Raw genomic sequence first — 15791 nt, 5'->3', positions numbered from 1 at the left:
CAGACGGCCTGGGCATGGCTTGAAATTGACGGTTTTGGGAGAATATGGGGAATGTTTTGATGATTATTTTAACGGGGGATGTTTGAAATGAAAATGTTTGGGCGCGGATTGACCGTGCTGGTGTTGTGTGTGCTGACGGCTGCAGGCGGCTGGTTTTATGCCCTGCATGGTCAGAACGAAGAACATCAGGTTTTGTCCCGTGAGGGGGTTTTGATGCAGATTAAGCAGATGAACCGCTTGGAAAGTACGGCATTTTATATCGATACGATTATCCGTACGGAGAAAAAAGGGGATTGGCGCAGGCTATGGCAGGATTCGCAAAGCGGTATTTTTATTGTGCGCGGTAAGGTGTTGGCTGGTTTGGATTTGGACAAGTTGAGCGCGGACAATGTCAATATTGTGGACGACAAGGTATTGATCAGCCTGCCAGCGGTGGAAATCTTGAGCGTGGATTTGGAAAATATCGAAGTGTACGATATTCAGACCGGCTCGTTTAATTTGCTGCCTATGGATAAGTCTGTATTCAAGACGGTGCAGGAGGAGGCGAGACGGCAGGTATTGCAAAGCGCGTGTAAGGCTGAGATTTTGGAACATGCCAATCGTCAGGCGCAAACGCAATTGGAAAACCTGTTTGCATTGACGCAGACGAAGGTATCTGTCTATCCGGCTGCAGTAGGGAAGTGCGGTTAATATGCGTTATCTTGACCGATTGATTGAACATTGTATACAAGCAAAAAAGCTTGTACCTGACCGTACCTTTGAATTTACAACGTTGGAACAATTGCCCAGTCATGGATGCTTTATTTATGTTATCCAACAGATTGAAGGCGACATTAATACAACTTTTCAGCAATTTCAAAATTTTCGCTTACTTAAAACACATGCCTGCGCAAAATTAAATCGCCCAAGTCAGGTTCTATACGTAGGGTCTTCACGCCACAGTATTCGGAATAGATTGGCACAGCATTTGGGCTTCGGGCATAAAAGTACCTATGCATTGCATTTAAATCAATGGTATCAAGGCCAATATAAAATAACGATTCATCAATATGCTGATACACTTCCCGCTGATGTGCTGCAATTAATTGAAGACGATCTTGCTGATCAATTACAGCCGGCATTTGGTAAATCAGGTACCAACAATAAATAGCACGCATATGAGTGTAGAACATGTAATAGCAAAGATTGACAGGGTTTGGCTCAATTGTTATTTTGCCGCCATTCTCCCATTTTGCTGTATTGTTCATGCCAATAGATTGCTTGAAAAGATAAGGCCGTCTGAAAAATTTTCAGACGGCCTTTGTTTCATCAAGCCATTTAACCGCGTCGTAAAACGGCGGTATTGATGTATTTTTGAATACCGGTGGCAATGGCTTGGGCGCATTGCTGGCGGAAGGATTCGCTGCCAAGCAGCCGCTCTTCGGTAGGGTTGGAGAGGAAGGCGGTTTCCACCAAAATGGACGGAATATCCGGCGCGCGGAGGACGGCAAAGTTGGCTTCGTCAACGCGGCCTTTGTGCAGTTGGTTGAGTTTGCCCAATTCTGTCAAGACGGAATGGCCGAGCTTGCGGCTGTCGCGCAGGGTTGCGGTTTGGGTCATGTCCAAAATCGTGTTGTCGACGTTGCGGTTGCCGCTGGATTGTACGCCGCCGATGGCGTCGGCGTTGTTTTGGGTTTGGGCAAGGAATTTTGCCGCCGAGCTGGTTGCGCCTTTGGTATTGAGCATATATACGCCGGTACCGCGAGCGGACGGGCTGGTAAAGGCATCGGCGTGGATGGATACGAATACGTCGGCATTGCGCGCACGGCCTTTGGCAACGCGTACGCCCAATGGGATAAAGATGTCTTCGTTGCGCGTCATGAATACGTTGTAACCCAAGGCTTCGAGGCGTTTTTTGGTTTCGCGTGCAATGGAGAGTACGACGTTTTTCTCTTTGAGGCCGCTCGGGCCGATTGCGCCGGGGTCTTCGCCGCCATGCCCGGGGTCGATCATAATCACAGGGCGGCGGTTGCCGCCGCTGCCGCGATTGCTTTTAGGGGCAGGGGTGTCGTATGCGATATTGGTATTCGGACGTTGTTTTGGGATATTGCCGTTGAGCAAGGCCATCATCGGGTCGTTGGCATCTGCGCCGTGCGGATAGAGGTCGATAACCAAGCGGTTTCTGAAGTTGCCGACGGGGGCGAGCGCAAAGACTTGCGGATGGGTGCTTTGTTTGAGGTCGATGACGATACGCACGGTATTAGGCGTATTTTGACCGGCGCGAATGCTGCGGATAAAAGGGTCGTTAGACAGCACTTTGCTGGAAATGCCTTGCAGGACGCTGTTGATTTCCGCGCCTTGAATATCCACGACCAACCGGCTGGGGTTGTCCAACATAAAATGTTGGTATTTCATTGAGTGGTTGCTCTCAAGGGTAATGCGTGTGTAGGCATTCGCCGGCCAAATGCGGACGGCAAGGAATTGCGCAGGAGAGGCCGGTTTGGCCAATGCGGCACCAACGGGCGTGAGGGTGAGAAACAGTCCTGTGCCTTGACGGAGAATGTGTCTTCTAGTTAATTTGACCATGATTCTAAACTTTTTCGGCCTTGGTTTGTGTGGGCGGAAAAGGTGCAGGTTCTGCCCTTATCGGTGTACGTCAATGTAATGGTAATGTCTGCCGGAGGCGTGAATTCCCCACCTTGCTGCGGCCATTCGATGAGGCAGATGCTGTCGGGCGCAAACAATTCGTCCAAACCGGCATCTTCCCATTCCTCGGGCATGGTAAAGCGGTAGAGGTCGAAATGGTGGAGGGTGAATGTATCCAGCGGATAAGATTCGACAATGGTGTAAGTCGGGCTTTTGACTGCTCCCGTATGCCCCAGTCCGCGCAAAATCCCGCGTGTCAGCGTGGTTTTGCCTGCACCCAGCCCGCCTTCAAGATAGATGGTCAGCGGAGCGGAAAGCTGTTTGCCCCATTCTTCACCCAGTTTCAGGGTTGCTTCTTCATCGGGCAGAAAACGGGTGTACAGTCCGTTTGAGTGCATGGAATAGGCCTTGTCGTTCAAAAGGCTTAATTATGATGGAATTGGCGGCGTTTGCAAACCTGATAGACGATAAAGTTAGATAAAGATAGTGTTGAGGCCGTCTGAAAACGGAATTCAGACGGCCTTTAATGTTAAAATCAAAATATCCCCCATAAAATTGCGAGACAGCTTATGCCTTTATCCATAGACGAACAATTATTGCCACACCGCAATGCCATCGACAGCATCGATGCGGAAATCCTCCGTTTGCTCAACGAGCGCGCCGGTCATGCGCATGCTATCGGCGAATTGAAAGGGACAGGCGCGGTGTACCGTCCTGAACGGGAAGTGGCCGTTTTGCGCCGGATTCAGGATTTGAACCGCGGCCCTTTGCCGGATGAATCGGTCACCCGGCTGTTTCGCGAGATTATGAGCGAATGTTTGGCGGTAGAGCGTCCGTTGACGATTGCCTATTTGGGCCCGAAGGGGACATTTACCCAGCAAGCTGCCATCAAACATTTCGGACACGCCGCACACACCATGGCGTGTACCACCATCGACAACTGCTTCAAACAAGTTGAAACGCGCCAAGCCGATTATTTGGTGGCGCCTGTGGAAAACTCGACAGAAGGTTCGGTGGGTCGTACTTTGGACTTGCTGGCTGTAACTGCTTTAAAAGCCTGCGGCGAAGTGGTTGTCCGCATTCATCACAACCTGCTGCGTAAAGACAGCCACGAAATCGGCGGCATTACCAAAGTTTTCGCCCATGCCCAAGCCTTGGCGCAATGCAACGACTGGCTCGGCCGCAACCTGCCCAATGCCGAGCGTATCGCCGTAGCCAGCAATGCCGAAGCGGCGCGTTTGGTTGCCGAATCTGACAGCCCGAATGTGGCCGCCATTGCCGGACGTATCGCGGCGGAAATTTATCAGTTGAGCTTTGCCGCCGAGTGTATCGAAGACGAACCGAACAACACCACGCGCTTCTTGGTGATGGGCCATCAAGACACAGGCCGCAGCGGCAACGACAAAACTTCTTTGGTTGTCTCCGCACCCAACCGTGCCGGTGCCGTTACTGCTTTGCTGCAACCTTTTACCGAATTAGGCATTTCCATGACCAAATTTGAAAGCCGCCCAAGCAAATCGGTTTTGTGGGAATACCTGTTCTTCATCGACATCGAAGGCCACCAAAGCGATGAAAATGTCCAAAAAGCCTTGCAGCTTTTGGGCGAACGCGCTTCCTTCGTGAAAGTTGTCGGCTCTTATCCGACCGTTGTTTTGTAAGGATTATTGGGTATCAAAGGCCGTCTGAAAAGTTTTCAGACGGCCTAAATCATGTTCTCAATAACTGCCATTTATACAACATTATTGGCAGATTGATGTCAGTAAGTTTGCATGATTGGAAATGAACCCTCTATAATCCGAACGTTTTTAATATTTTCATGCAAAGAAAGGAGCAAGTCATGACAAGCAATACTTCAATCCGCTCAATCACATTCTTTGCAGCCCAAGCGTCGGTCTGATTTTCGGATAACGCTTTTCGCATTCCATGTCGCCCGCTTCGGGCTGCTTTCCCTACGATTATCGGCTAGAAACCAGGCCGTCTGAACATTTCGCAGACGGTGGATATTTATTGTCATCTGCTGACGGTTTCTATCCGTTTTAAAGAAAGCATAAACACATGGGCAATTATCCCCATCATATTCAAATTATTGCCGATTCAAATACATGGATTGAAGGCAACGCTGTCGTACAGCTGGAAACCACCGCCCGATTACCGCATATGTTGCGCGTTGCCGGAATGCCGGATTTACACGCAGGGCGCGGTTATCCGGTTGGCGCGGCATTTTTCAGCGACCGTCATTTTTATCCTGCCCTGATTGGGAACGATATCGGTTGCGGCATGGCGTTTTGGCAGACCGATTTACGCGCAGCCAAACTCAAACCAGCCAAACTCGCCAAACAGCTCGGTAACATCGATACGCCATTGGATAAAGACGAACAGGTCGATTTATTAGGCTACGCTGTCGATATGCGCCAATTTTCAGACGGCCTTGCCGTCGGTACGATTGGCGGCGGCAACCATTTTGCCGAGTTGCAAACCGTTGACACCGTTTATCGCACCGATTTGCTTCCGCCCGATTTTGATGAAAACCATTTGCAACTGTTGGTGCATAGCGGTTCGCGCGGCTTGGGCCAGCAGATTTTGCAACGCCATATTGCCGCCTTCGGGCATCAAGGTTTGGCGGAAGAGGGCGAAGCGGCGGCGGCCTATCTTGTCGAACACCAAACAGCCCTTGAATTTGCCAGCCTTAACCGTCGTTTGATTGCGGTCAGAATGTTCGACCGTTGGCGCGCAGAAGGAACATGCCTGCTTGATGTTCACCATAATTTTTTGGAACAAACCGAGATTGAAGGCACAACCGGTTGGCTGCACCGAAAAGGCGCAGCGCCCACCGATAAAGGCTTGGTCATGATACCCGGTTCGCGCGGCGATTACAGCTATCTGGTCCGACCTGCCGAAGATTGCCAAATTTCGTTGAATACCTTGGCTCACGGCGCAGGTCGGAAGTGGCAGCGCGGCGAATGCAAAGGCAGGCTGTCGCACAAATACACTGCCGACAGCCTGCGCCAGACCGAATTTGGCAGCGTAGTCGTTTGTCAGGATAAGGCCTTGATTTTTGAAGAAGCGCCGCAGGCTTATAAAAGTATCGACAGCGTTATTGCCGCCATGAAAAACGCAGGTTTGATTGAATTGGTCGCGCGGTTTAAACCTGTTTTGACTTATAAAACAGGCGGCGAGTGTGGAGCGTAAAGATGAAACAGAATACACCAACGGTTTATCTGCAAATTTCCACCGCGCAAGGGCCGGCGGAGTGCCGTATATTTGCCCGTTTCGTCTTGGGCAAGCTGCTTGCCGAAGCCCAAGCAAAAGGCATTGATGCTGAGCTCGTTAACGAAACTGCCGATAAGCACGGCATTTTGTCGGCGACGCTCAAGTTGGCAGGGCAAAAAGCCGAAAGCCTAGCGCAAACTTGGCAGGGGACGCTCCAATGGGTATGCCACAGCCCCATCCGCCCGAAACATCCGCGCAAAAATTGGTATATAGGCGTTTTCCGCTTGCCCGATATGCCGCAGACGTATGAAATGCCGTCTGAAAACGGAATCGAGTTTCAAACCTGCCGTTCGGGCGGTAAAGGCGGTCAGCATGTCAATAAAACCGAGAGTGCCGTCCGCGCTACCCATAAAGAAAGCGGCATTTCCGTGCGGGTCGAGAGCGAACGCAGCCAGCATGCCAATAAAAAATTGGCGGTAATGTTATTGGCGCAAAAGCTGGCGGAGCATCATGCCGGACAGGCTGGAAGTTTTGTGCAGGAGCAACACGCGCAACTCTATCAAGTTGAGCGCGGCAATCCGAAAAGAACGTTTGTCGGTACTGCTTTTAAGGAAAAGTAATTTGCCTGCCGGATAAGGAGGTATTTAAAACATAAATCCAAGGCCGTCTGAAAATTTTCAGACGGCCTTTTATTGGTTTATCGATTAGCGTTCGCTTAACGCTTGTTTCATGCGCGTAATCGGTTTGATCAGGTATTGGAAGATGGTTTTTTCACCAGTTTTGATGTCCACCGTTGCCACCATGCCCGGAATAATCGGCATAGGTTTGCCGTTTTTGTCTTTCAGGGAATTGTTTTCGGTTTGGACGAGAACGCGGTAATAGACTTGGTTCGGGTCAAGTTTCAAGTCGTTGGCACGGTTTTGCATGGAATTGCTGACGGTATCGGCACCGACGAGGGTAACTTTGCCTTCCAAACCGCCGTAGATGGAGTAGTCGTATGCGCTGACTTTAACCAATGCAGGTTGGCCTGCGCGGATAAAGGCAATGTCTTGCGGACGGATATAGGCTTCGACCAGCAGTTTGTCGTCAACCGGGACGATTTGCATAATGTCTTCGCCTGCGTTCACAACGCCGCCGATGGTGGTGACTTTTATGCCTTTGACGATGCCGCGCATAGGGGCGCGGATTTGCGAGCGTTCAACCGGGTCTGCGCGCATGGCAACGTTTTCTTTGGATTGCGCCAGCTCGGATTCGGCTTGCAAAAGTTCGTTGTTGGCATCAGCTTTGTAGCGGTTGCGGCGCTCGGAAATTTGGGTGGCCAAGTCGGCAGACTCACGGCGCATTCTTAAGAGTTCGACTTCGGAAACCACGCCTTCAGCAACCATGGGGGCGGTAATGGCGATTTCGCGGTCAAGCGCAGCCTTGCTTTGGGAAAGGCCGCTGACGGCGTCGGTCATGGCTTGACGGCGTGCTTTGTAGGCGGCGATTTCGCGACGGCGAAGCTCGGGACCCACGCTGTCAGGGAAGGAGAGCTTGGTGCCGTAGGCTTCGGCTTTCAAGCGGGCAACAGTGGCTTCGAGGTTTTCGACTTTGGCTTCGCTTTCACGCAAAACAGCAGAGCTGCGCGTGTCGTCGAGTTTCATCAGAATCTGATCTTTCTCGACCATATCGCCTTCTTTAACCATGATTTCGGTTACGATGCCGGGGTCGAGGCTTTGAATCACTTGCTCACGGCTGCTGGGAATGATATTGCCGTTGCCGCGGGTCACTTCTTCGACCGGGCTGTTGTATGCCCAGACGACGAAGACAACCAGGAAAATGAAGAAAAGGATGATGACCCAAAATTGACCGCTGTGTTTTTCTTTTTGAAGGGCGGCATTGAGGTCGTTAATGAGGTGTAGGTCTTTGGATTTGACGTTGTTTTCGCGGCTCATAATCGTGTGTCTTTATTGTGTTTGGTGGATTTTAACCATTAGGGCAGGCCGTCTGAAAGGGTAAGTAGGTTTTCAGACGGCCTTTTGCTTTATTGTGCTGCCGATTGAGGGGCGGCGGCTTGTTGTTGCTGTTTGGCGTTGACAGCTTGTTGCTGTTGTTTCACGTTGGCTGCTTTGGCCTGTTCGTTTTGCATGAGTTTTTGCAATACCAGGTCACGCGGGCCGTCCATTACGACTTTACCATTGTCCATGACAATGATGCGGTTGACGATTTGCAGCACTTGCGGACGGTGGGTCACCAAAAGCATGGTGCGGTTGCGACCCCATTGGGCGATGGCATTGAGCGCCATGCGTTCAGTAGCTTGGTCCAGGCTGGTGGTTGGCTCGTCCAGCAGGACGACTTTCGGATTGCGCAAGGTCATGCGCGCCAGGGCGATGATTTGTTTTTGGCCGCCGGACAAGCCCAAGCCGTCTTCACCCAAAGGCATATCCAAACCGCGCGGATGGTTGCGGATGATTTTGTCGAGGCCGAAGCGGTTGAGCGCAATCAGCAGGTCTTGGTCGGTAGAGTAGCTGCCGGTACGCGCTAAGTCCATGTTTTCGCGCAATGTACCGAGGAACAGGCGTGGCGATTGGCTCAGCAGTAGGACTTGGTCGCGCAGGAAGTTGGGGTCAAGCTGGCGCATATCGACGCCGTCAAGGGTAACGTTGCCTTTTTCGGTATCGTACAGACCGCTGGCCAGTTTGAGCATGGTACTTTTACCGCTGCCGATACGGCCCAAAATACCGACTTTTTCACCCGGTTTGATGGTCAGGCGCAAATCTTCGACGGCGCTGTTGTTGTCGGCTTGATATTTGAACGATACGTTTTCAAAGGTAATATTGCCTTGAACGTTGTCCAAAGTAATGTATTTGCGTTCCGGATTGCGCTCGATAGGGCGGGTAACGATGTCGTTTACGCCTTTGAGGGCAAGTTTGGCCTGCTGGAAGCGGGTGGCCAAACCGGCGATTTGTGCCAACGGCGCCAAAGCGCGGCCGGACAGAATCACGGAGGCAATCAATGCACCCATGGTGATGCGTTCCGCATGGTTGTCGGCATGAATCAGATAGGTGCCGACGACGACCAAGAAGACGGTATTGAGCTGCTGCATGGCGACGGCGAAGTTGACCATGAAGTTGCTGGTGTCTTTGACTTTGATGGAGGAAGCGGAAGTTTTGGCGGTGTATTCGTCCCAGCGTTGTTGCGCCCAAGATGTGGCGTTGTTGGTTTTCAGGGTTTCGATGCCTTCGATGGCTTCAACGGCAAGGCCGGAGCGTTGCGAACCTTCTTTCATCGATTCGTTGATGTGGCGCGAGAGCGGGCGTTGTACGACAAAACCGACAATCACGACAATTGGAATGATGGTCAGGGGAACAAGCGCCAGTTTGCCGCCGACCATGGAAATCACGAAGATAAACAGCAACAGGAAAGGCAAGTCGACGATGGTTAACAAGCTGGCACTGGTCATGAACTCGCGCACAGCTTCAAATTCGCGCAGGTTGCTGGCGTATGAACCGGAAGAAGCGGGACGGTCTGCCAGACGCAATGCCATCACGCGGCGGAATAAAGCGGAGCTGATGATTAAGTCGGCTTTTTTACCGGCAATATCGGTTAAGTGGCCGCGAATCATCTTGGCGGCAAACTCAAACAAAATCGCCAAGACCACGCCGATACTCAATACCCACAAAGTTTCATAGGCTTGGTTGGGAATCACGCGGTCGTACACGTTCATCACATACAGGGAGCTGACAAGCGCAAGGAAGTTGATGATGATGGTAGCCAAAATGACTTGGTAGTAGTAGCTGCGGAAACGCCAAATAACTTTCCAAAACCATGCTTTGGGCAAATGGTATTCAGGCAACTCCGAGCGCATATCGGTAGCCATTTTGGGTTTGATAAACCAGCAGTAGCCCAAATACAGACCGGAAAGCTGCTCGTGGCTGAGTTCCTGTTCCAAACCGTCAACCTGGCGGATATGGTATTTGCGCTCTTGGCCGGAGCCTTCGATTTTGGTGACGACCGCGGCCTCTTCGTTGTGCAGGATAATCATGACCGGCACGGCGAGCGAGGGAATGTCTTCCAGATTGCGTTTGGACAAGGTGTTTTCAAAGCCGTGGCTGCGCAGGACTTCGACCAGCGAGTGATAGTTGACCTTGAGCTTTTTGTCGCGCACGACTTCGGCGGACAAAGCGGCTTCGGATACGGGCGCACCCAAAAGACGGGTCACTAAAACGATGTGTTCAATGATGGCTTTCATATTTTTTCGCGTAATGTTTTTGGTTTAACCGGCGGATATGGCTTTATTTTTGCGCCAAACCGACCCAGGCGGAGATTTTGGCCTGGGTATTTAAATAGTCGAGCGCCGCATCGCGGAAATCGTTGCGGGCGGCAACGTAATCCTGTTCGATGGAGGATAACTCGCTGTATGCGCTCAAAACGTCGGTCAGCGTACGTCGGGCGATTTTAAACTGCAATTCGTACACTTTGATGACTTCTTTTTGGGCGGCGATGTGTTGCGCGGTCAGTGCGGCACGCTGCTCACTTTCCTGCATATCGATGGCCGACGTTTGGACGCGTTCGTTCATGTCGCGCAGGATTTGTTCGGACTTGGCTTCTGCGGCAATCAATGATTTGGCATTGCGCTCTACATTGTGTCGTGCGGCAATATCTAGCACATTCCATGCAACATTTAAATAAAGCTGTTTGGTGTTGCGCGTTGCACTGCCTTCCAAATTGAGGGCAGGCAGCCGTTCGGCTTTGGAGGCGTCCAAGTCGGCACGGACGCTGTCGCGCTCGGCCAACTGCGCCTGATAGGACGGATTATTGTTGCGATTGGGGCTGCTGAAGCGTTCGCTGATGGATTTTGCCGTGTCGTTTTTAAACGGATCTTCCAAATCAGCAGCAGTCAGTTGGCGCGAGGTGTAGCGGGACAGGCGGCTCAGCGCCAAATCCATGGTGCGGCGTTGTTGGGCAATGATGTTGGCCACTTGTAATTGGCGCGCGCGCGCTTCAATCAACTCGGAACGGCGGCCGGCATCATATTTGACGATGGTATTTAAGTCTTTTAAGAGGTTGTTGTGGCGCGCCAAAGTCTGCTCGTTAAGAATCAGGGTTTCTTTTGCACGCAATGCGCTCAGATAGAGGCGGCCGATATCGCTTCCCAGCTGCTCTTGGCTTTCGGTGTATTTGTGTTGATAGTATTCTTCGCGGCTGCGGTCGCGGCGGACGGCGGCTTCAATCGCGCCCCATGAATAGATGTTCAGGCTGCCGCGTACGCCGACGCCGTCTTCCATATCGTTGCTGGTGTATTTATTGTGTTGCGCCAGCACTTTCGTGCCGGTCAGGGTAACAACGGGGTAATGGCGCGCACGCGTGGCTTTGGTCGTGCTTTGCGCCGCTTCTTGGGTGGCCTTGGCTTCACGCACAATCGGGTCGCTGATTAAAGCATCCCTGAGTATGTCTTGCAGGCTGTATGCAGAGGCCGTCTGAAACGGGAGAAGACAGCAGGCGACGGCAACGGCCGATGACAATAAACGGGGCTTTGTGGGGGAAGAATAAATATGCGACATGATTTTTAACCAAATGATTTATATATTATCGTTGTCCGTATCGGGTATCACTTGAGGCATGGCCGGGCGAATTTTGAACGAGAACACATACATTTACAAAGCATAAAGCATTTTTTCTGGCTTTTCACAATATTCTGATAAAAGGTCGAGATACAGGCCTCAAAGTATATTATTGCAAAGCGCGACTATCGTAATTTATGGTTTTAATGTAAGAAATCTATCGATAAGGCCGTCTGAAAGGAATTCAGACGGCCTTTTTCAACCTTAATCCTTACGTTGCAATACAGCGGCAAAGAAGCCGTCGGTTTGGTGTTCTCCGGAGTTGAGGCGCAGGTATTTGCCGGTATCCAAATCGACCTTCAGACTTTGCAGCAGTTCGGCGCAGTTGACGAGTTCAAACTCGGGATGTTCGGACAGGAAACGTTCGACCTGCTGCTCGTTTTCTTCCGGCAACACGCTGCAGGTGGCGTACACCAAGCGGCCTTGCGGTTTCACCAGTTTGGAGGCGGCATCGAGGATGCTGTGTTGCTGTTCCAAAAGGTTGGCCACGGTCTCGGCGGATTGGCGGTATTTGAGGTCGGGATTGCGGCGTAAAGTACCCAAACCGGAGCAGGGCGCGTCCACCAACACACGGTCGGCTTTGCCTGCCAGTCGGGCGATACGGGTATCGTGTTCGCTGCTGATGCGTTCGGGGTGGATGTTGGTCAGTCCGGCGCGGGTCATGCGCGGTTTGAGGTTGGCAAGGCGTTTTTCGGCGATGTCGAAGGCGTAGATTCTGCCTTTATTGGCCATTTGCGCGCCGACAGCCAAGGTTTTACCGCCGGCGCCGGCACAGAAATCGACAATGATTTCGCCGCGTTTTGCGCCCACCAATAAGGCAAGCAGCTGGCTGCCTTCGTCTTGGACTTCCAGTGTGCCGTCCAAAAACAACTCATGTTTGTTAAGCGCGATTTTGTTTTTCAGGCGGATGCCCCAAGGCGAATAAGGGGTTGCCTCTGCATCGGCACTTTCAGCCTGCAACAATGGCAATATTTTATCTCGTTTGCCTTTCAAGGTATTGACGCGGATGTCGAGCGGGGCAGGTTGGTTGATACTGCGGCCGAAAGCGAGGATTTCTTCTTCGCTCCAATGCTGTTGCAGTTGTTCCACCAGCCATTGCGGCAATTCTGCGGCGGTATTCAGGCCGTCTGAAAACTCGGTTTTGCGGGCTTTCAAATTGCCGAGGAACTCTGTTTCTTCTTCATCAAGCAGGTCTTTGATTTGGCTGATGTTGGTGCTTCTGCCGAGAACCAGTGCGGCGAGAGCGGCTTTACGCGGCTGCGCGTGAGGGCGGCGCAGGGCGGTGCTGATTTTTTGATAGTGGCGCAGCGCGGCAAAGGCGGTTTCGGCGATTTCGTGGCGGTCTTGGCGGCCGAGCTTTTTGTGTTCGCGGAAGTAGGCGGAGAGGACGGCATCGGAAGGCTGTTTGAAAGTCAGCATTTCAGCCAAAACTTTGGCGGTGTGGTCGAGTTGTGCGGCGTTCATGATGTAATGGGTTTCTCTTAAAGTTAGTAAAGGGTTTCAGATGGCCTTCATAATGCGTTCAATTTCGTGCCAAAAGCCGTCCGGCCGTAATTCTAAAACGGCAATCAAGCCTTGGTCGATACGGCGGATTTCGGTTGCGTTCAATGCTTCGGTTTCGGCAACACGCGCAGGGGCGAGATAGGCCATGCGGTCGAGCAGGTGGTAGCGCGCTTCTTGGTGTTCAAACCCGTATTCCGCCCAGTCTTGAATATAGACGCCGCGCCAGCCGTATGGATTAAGTGGCGGCTCAAAAGCATGGAAACCTTGTGGAAAAAATCCAATGCCGCGCACGATGGAAGCAGGGAGCGGATTTTCAGGAAGGTCTTGTGCGGTTAAGGTCGCTTTGCCTTGCGGCGTATGCAGCAGCTGGGATTGCTGCACCAATTTGGCGGCTTTGTCCGTCAGCATATCTTTAGGATTGAGGCCGCGCAGGTTTTGCACTTGGTCTCCGCCGTAGTATTTACACGCCAGCTCGATATGGTAGGGCTGTTGGTTGAGGGAAACGACGAAATCTGCGGCGCCTAAAGTTTGGCCGTCTGAAAAAACGGGCAGATTGTATGCGTGCAGTTTGGCGTGCGGCGCGTTGGCAAACCAAAAAGCCAACAGTTCTTCGGCGTAAATGCCGAGACGGTGTTCGAATGGGGCGCGTTGGGCGAGGTAATCCTTCAACGGCGCGGGATCGGCGTCCAATGCCAAAAGGTAACGGAAACCGTGTTCCCCCAATAGTTCGCGCACGCTCAATTCGCAACCGCTTTGCCACAAAGGCGGCGCAGTCAGCAGCGAGGCGAGGTCGCGGACGGGTTGGCTGGTGAGTTTCCACCATAATGCGTCTAGGGCGTAATTCATGCTTATCCGAATATCAGTCATGCCGTCTGAAAAGCTTATAATGTTTTCAGACGGCCTTAATCAGTCTTTTTTATGGATACGGTGGCTGACGGTATTGAAAAAACCGCGCAGGATGTCGATGTCTTCGGTTTGCGTGTTGGCGCGTCCGAACAGGCTCTGCATACGGCGCATCAGGCGTTCGCCGTTGCGGCGGTTAAAAAAGCCGATGTCGTTCATCACGCTTTCCATGTGGGCGACCATGCCTTTGATTTGCTCATGGGTCGCGGCGTGGTCTTCCTGTTGAAGATGGGTCATGGGCGAATCGGTTTGGCTGAAGATTTCGTAGCACACAACCTGCACGGCTTGGGCGAGGTTGAGCGAGAAATAGTCGGGATTGCCGTTGATGGTCATCAGTCGGTTGCAGGCTTGGACTTCTTCGATGCTCAAACCGAAAGTTTCGTTGCCGAAGACTAGCGCCACTTTCTCGCCGCGGTTGGCAGCCTGCAGTAATTCGGGTACTAACTCGCGCGGGGTTTGCAGCGGTGCGGTAATTTCGCGGCGGCGGCTGGTCAGGGCGCAGGCGATGGTGGTGTCGGCAAGGGCTTCGTCCAAAGAGGCGGCAATGGTGGCATTTTCCAAAACGTCTGCCGCGCCGGAAGCGAGGATGAAACTTTCTTCCGGTAATTTAAACGATTGCGGACGCTCCGGGTCGAACACGGGCGGATTTTCCGTCATCGGCGTTGCCATCAGATTCGGGGCGACGATGGTCAGTTTGTGCAGGCCCATCGTTTTCATGGCGCGCGCGGCGGAGCCGATATTGGAAGGATGGCTGGTGCGCGTGAGGATGATGCGGATGTTGTCCAGATAAGCGGGCAGGGCGGGTTTTTCGGAAGTCATGTTTTGTTTTCTGTTTGTACGGGAATCAGGTATAATGCGCCATCTTTTTGTTTTCAGACGGCCTTTTTCCATGCCGTCTGAAATGTTCTTTAACAGCATCGGAAACGATTAACAGCCTCTTGTGTGCCATGTTCGGCGCATTAGGGCGTATTTTACCTGAATTAGGAAGAAAACCATGAATCCGTTTTTAAATACCGCTTTTAAAGCCGCCCGTAAAGCAGGGCAAATGATGATTCGCGCCGCCGGCAATCTGGATGCCGTCAAAGTAGACAGCAAAGCATTCAACGACTTCGTTTCCGATGTTGACCGCAGCTCCGAAATAATTTTAGTGGAAGCGCTCAAAGAAGCCTATCCGCATCACAAAATCACTTGCGAAGAAGGCGGCTCCCACGGTAAAGCCACCGCCGAGTACGAATGGATTATCGACCCGCTCGACGGCACAACCAACTTCCTCCACGGCCATCCCCAATATGCCATCTCTATGGCACTCCTGCACAAAGGCGTGTTGCAAGAAGCTTTGGTGTACGCACCTGAGCGCAACGACGTATATATGGCTTCTCGCGGCAAAGGCGCGTTGCTCAACGACCGCCGCATCCGCGTTTCCAACCGCATCGAATTGAACCGCTGCCTGATCGGTACCGGCTTCCCCGTTGTCGATCAAAGCATGATGGACAAGTATCTGGCAATTTTGAAAGATTTCTTGGCCAAAACCGCCGGCGGCCGTCGTGAAGGCGCGGCTTCTTTGGATTTGTGTGCCGTTGCGGCTGGCCGTTTGGACGGTTTCTTCGAGTTCAACCTCAAACCTTGGGATATTGCCGCCGGTGCATTGATTGTCCAAGAAGCAGGCGGTATCGTTACCGATATGTCCGGCAATGAAGGCTGGTTGGAAAGCGGCGACATCGTTGCAGCCAATCCTAAAGTATTGGCGCAAATGTTGAAAATTATTTCCGACCATCAATAAACGTTTGTAGGGAACAGTCTGTATTTATCTTTGCAGGCTAAAGTTTCAATAATCGGTAAAAGGCCGTCTGAAACCTGAAATAGGGTTTCAGACGGCCTTTTGTTTTATTGTTAACAGATTCGTGTAAAAGCTGGAAATATGGCTTTTGAAGGAGGCACTTTTTAATT

General features: G+C 51.9%; 14 protein-coding genes. 6 read left to right on the top strand and 8 right to left on the bottom strand.

Features of this window, described 5'->3' with window-relative positions; translation table 11 throughout:
- The first annotated feature begins 78 nt into the window (after positions 1-78).
- Both HMPREF2551_RS08155 and HMPREF2551_RS10380 read left to right on the top strand, forming a co-directional pair.
- Complete coding sequence (locus tag HMPREF2551_RS08155; protein WP_083323123.1) at positions 79-690, top strand: DUF4230 domain-containing protein; 612 nt, start codon at positions 79-81, stop codon at positions 688-690.
- A gap of 1 nt (position 691) precedes the next feature.
- Positions 692-1150: a hypothetical protein gene (locus tag HMPREF2551_RS10380; protein ID WP_070607785.1), complete on the top strand. Its 459-nt coding sequence runs from the start codon at positions 692-694 to the stop codon at positions 1148-1150.
- 167 nt (positions 1151-1317) lie between these two features.
- On the opposite strand, the gene HMPREF2551_RS08145 is transcribed toward HMPREF2551_RS10380, so the two are convergent.
- Positions 1318-2565: an N-acetylmuramoyl-L-alanine amidase gene (locus tag HMPREF2551_RS08145; RefSeq protein WP_070838349.1), complete on the bottom strand. Its 1248-nt coding sequence runs from the start codon at positions 2563-2565 to the stop codon at positions 1318-1320.
- Entirely contained in the window at positions 2553-3023 is a 471-nt protein-coding gene (gene tsaE, locus HMPREF2551_RS08140; RefSeq protein ID WP_070823947.1) for a tRNA (adenosine(37)-N6)-threonylcarbamoyltransferase complex ATPase subunit type 1 TsaE, read from the bottom strand. Before tsaE ends, HMPREF2551_RS08145 begins: the two co-directional genes overlap by 13 nt.
- A gap of 171 nt (positions 3024-3194) precedes the next feature.
- Here tsaE and pheA point away from each other — a divergent pair, with 171 nt between their 5' ends.
- From pheA to prfH, 3 genes are all read left to right on the top strand, one after another.
- Positions 3195-4283, top strand: a complete 1089-nt coding sequence (pheA, locus tag HMPREF2551_RS08135) for a prephenate dehydratase (protein ID WP_003746022.1) — start codon at positions 3195-3197, stop codon at positions 4281-4283.
- 397 nt (positions 4284-4680) lie between these two features.
- Positions 4681-5814, top strand: coding sequence for an RNA ligase RtcB family protein (locus HMPREF2551_RS08130; protein WP_070838347.1), 1134 nt, complete (start codon positions 4681-4683; stop codon positions 5812-5814).
- A gap of 2 nt (positions 5815-5816) precedes the next feature.
- The gene (gene prfH / locus HMPREF2551_RS08125; protein WP_070838345.1) at positions 5817-6455 is read left to right on the top strand and encodes a peptide chain release factor H; all 639 of its coding nucleotides are present in this window, start codon (positions 5817-5819) and stop codon (positions 6453-6455) included.
- An 84-nt stretch (positions 6456-6539) separates the two neighbouring features.
- Here prfH and HMPREF2551_RS08120 read toward each other — a convergent pair whose 3' ends face one another.
- The 6 genes from HMPREF2551_RS08120 to HMPREF2551_RS08095 form a co-directional block, all read right to left on the bottom strand.
- Positions 6540-7769 carry an HlyD family type I secretion periplasmic adaptor subunit gene (locus HMPREF2551_RS08120; protein ID WP_070838343.1) on the bottom strand — a complete coding sequence of 410 codons (1230 nt, stop codon included), beginning with the start codon at positions 7767-7769 and terminating at the stop codon, positions 6540-6542.
- Positions 7770-7858: 89 nt separating this feature from the next.
- Positions 7859-10066, bottom strand: a complete 2208-nt coding sequence (locus HMPREF2551_RS08115; protein ID WP_070838341.1) for a type I secretion system permease/ATPase — start codon at positions 10064-10066, stop codon at positions 7859-7861.
- A gap of 43 nt (positions 10067-10109) precedes the next feature.
- Positions 10110-11339, bottom strand: coding sequence for a TolC family protein (locus HMPREF2551_RS08110; protein WP_070838669.1), 1230 nt, complete (start codon positions 11337-11339; stop codon positions 10110-10112).
- Between the two features lie 303 nt (positions 11340-11642).
- A complete protein-coding gene (locus tag HMPREF2551_RS08105) occupies positions 11643-12902 on the bottom strand; it encodes an RsmB/NOP family class I SAM-dependent RNA methyltransferase (RefSeq protein WP_070838339.1) in 1260 nt (419 codons plus the stop codon).
- Between the two features lie 36 nt (positions 12903-12938).
- Complete coding sequence (locus HMPREF2551_RS08100; protein WP_070838337.1) at positions 12939-13808, bottom strand: DUF1853 family protein; 870 nt, start codon at positions 13806-13808, stop codon at positions 12939-12941.
- 39 nt (positions 13809-13847) lie between these two features.
- The gene (locus HMPREF2551_RS08095; RefSeq protein WP_049329264.1) at positions 13848-14663 is read right to left on the bottom strand and encodes an RNA methyltransferase; all 816 of its coding nucleotides are present in this window, start codon (positions 14661-14663) and stop codon (positions 13848-13850) included.
- A gap of 175 nt (positions 14664-14838) precedes the next feature.
- Here HMPREF2551_RS08095 and HMPREF2551_RS08090 point away from each other — a divergent pair, with 175 nt between their 5' ends.
- Positions 14839-15624 carry an inositol monophosphatase family protein gene (locus HMPREF2551_RS08090; protein WP_070838335.1) on the top strand — a complete coding sequence of 262 codons (786 nt, stop codon included), beginning with the start codon at positions 14839-14841 and terminating at the stop codon, positions 15622-15624.
- Positions 15625-15791: the final 167 nt, after the last annotated feature.

The organism is Neisseria sp. HMSC066H01, from assembly GCF_001837375.1.
GTDB lineage: Bacteria > Pseudomonadota > Gammaproteobacteria > Burkholderiales > Neisseriaceae > Neisseria.
The sequence above is the reverse complement of the archived record's forward strand: the minus strand, read 5'-3'. Positions and strand labels throughout refer to the sequence as shown.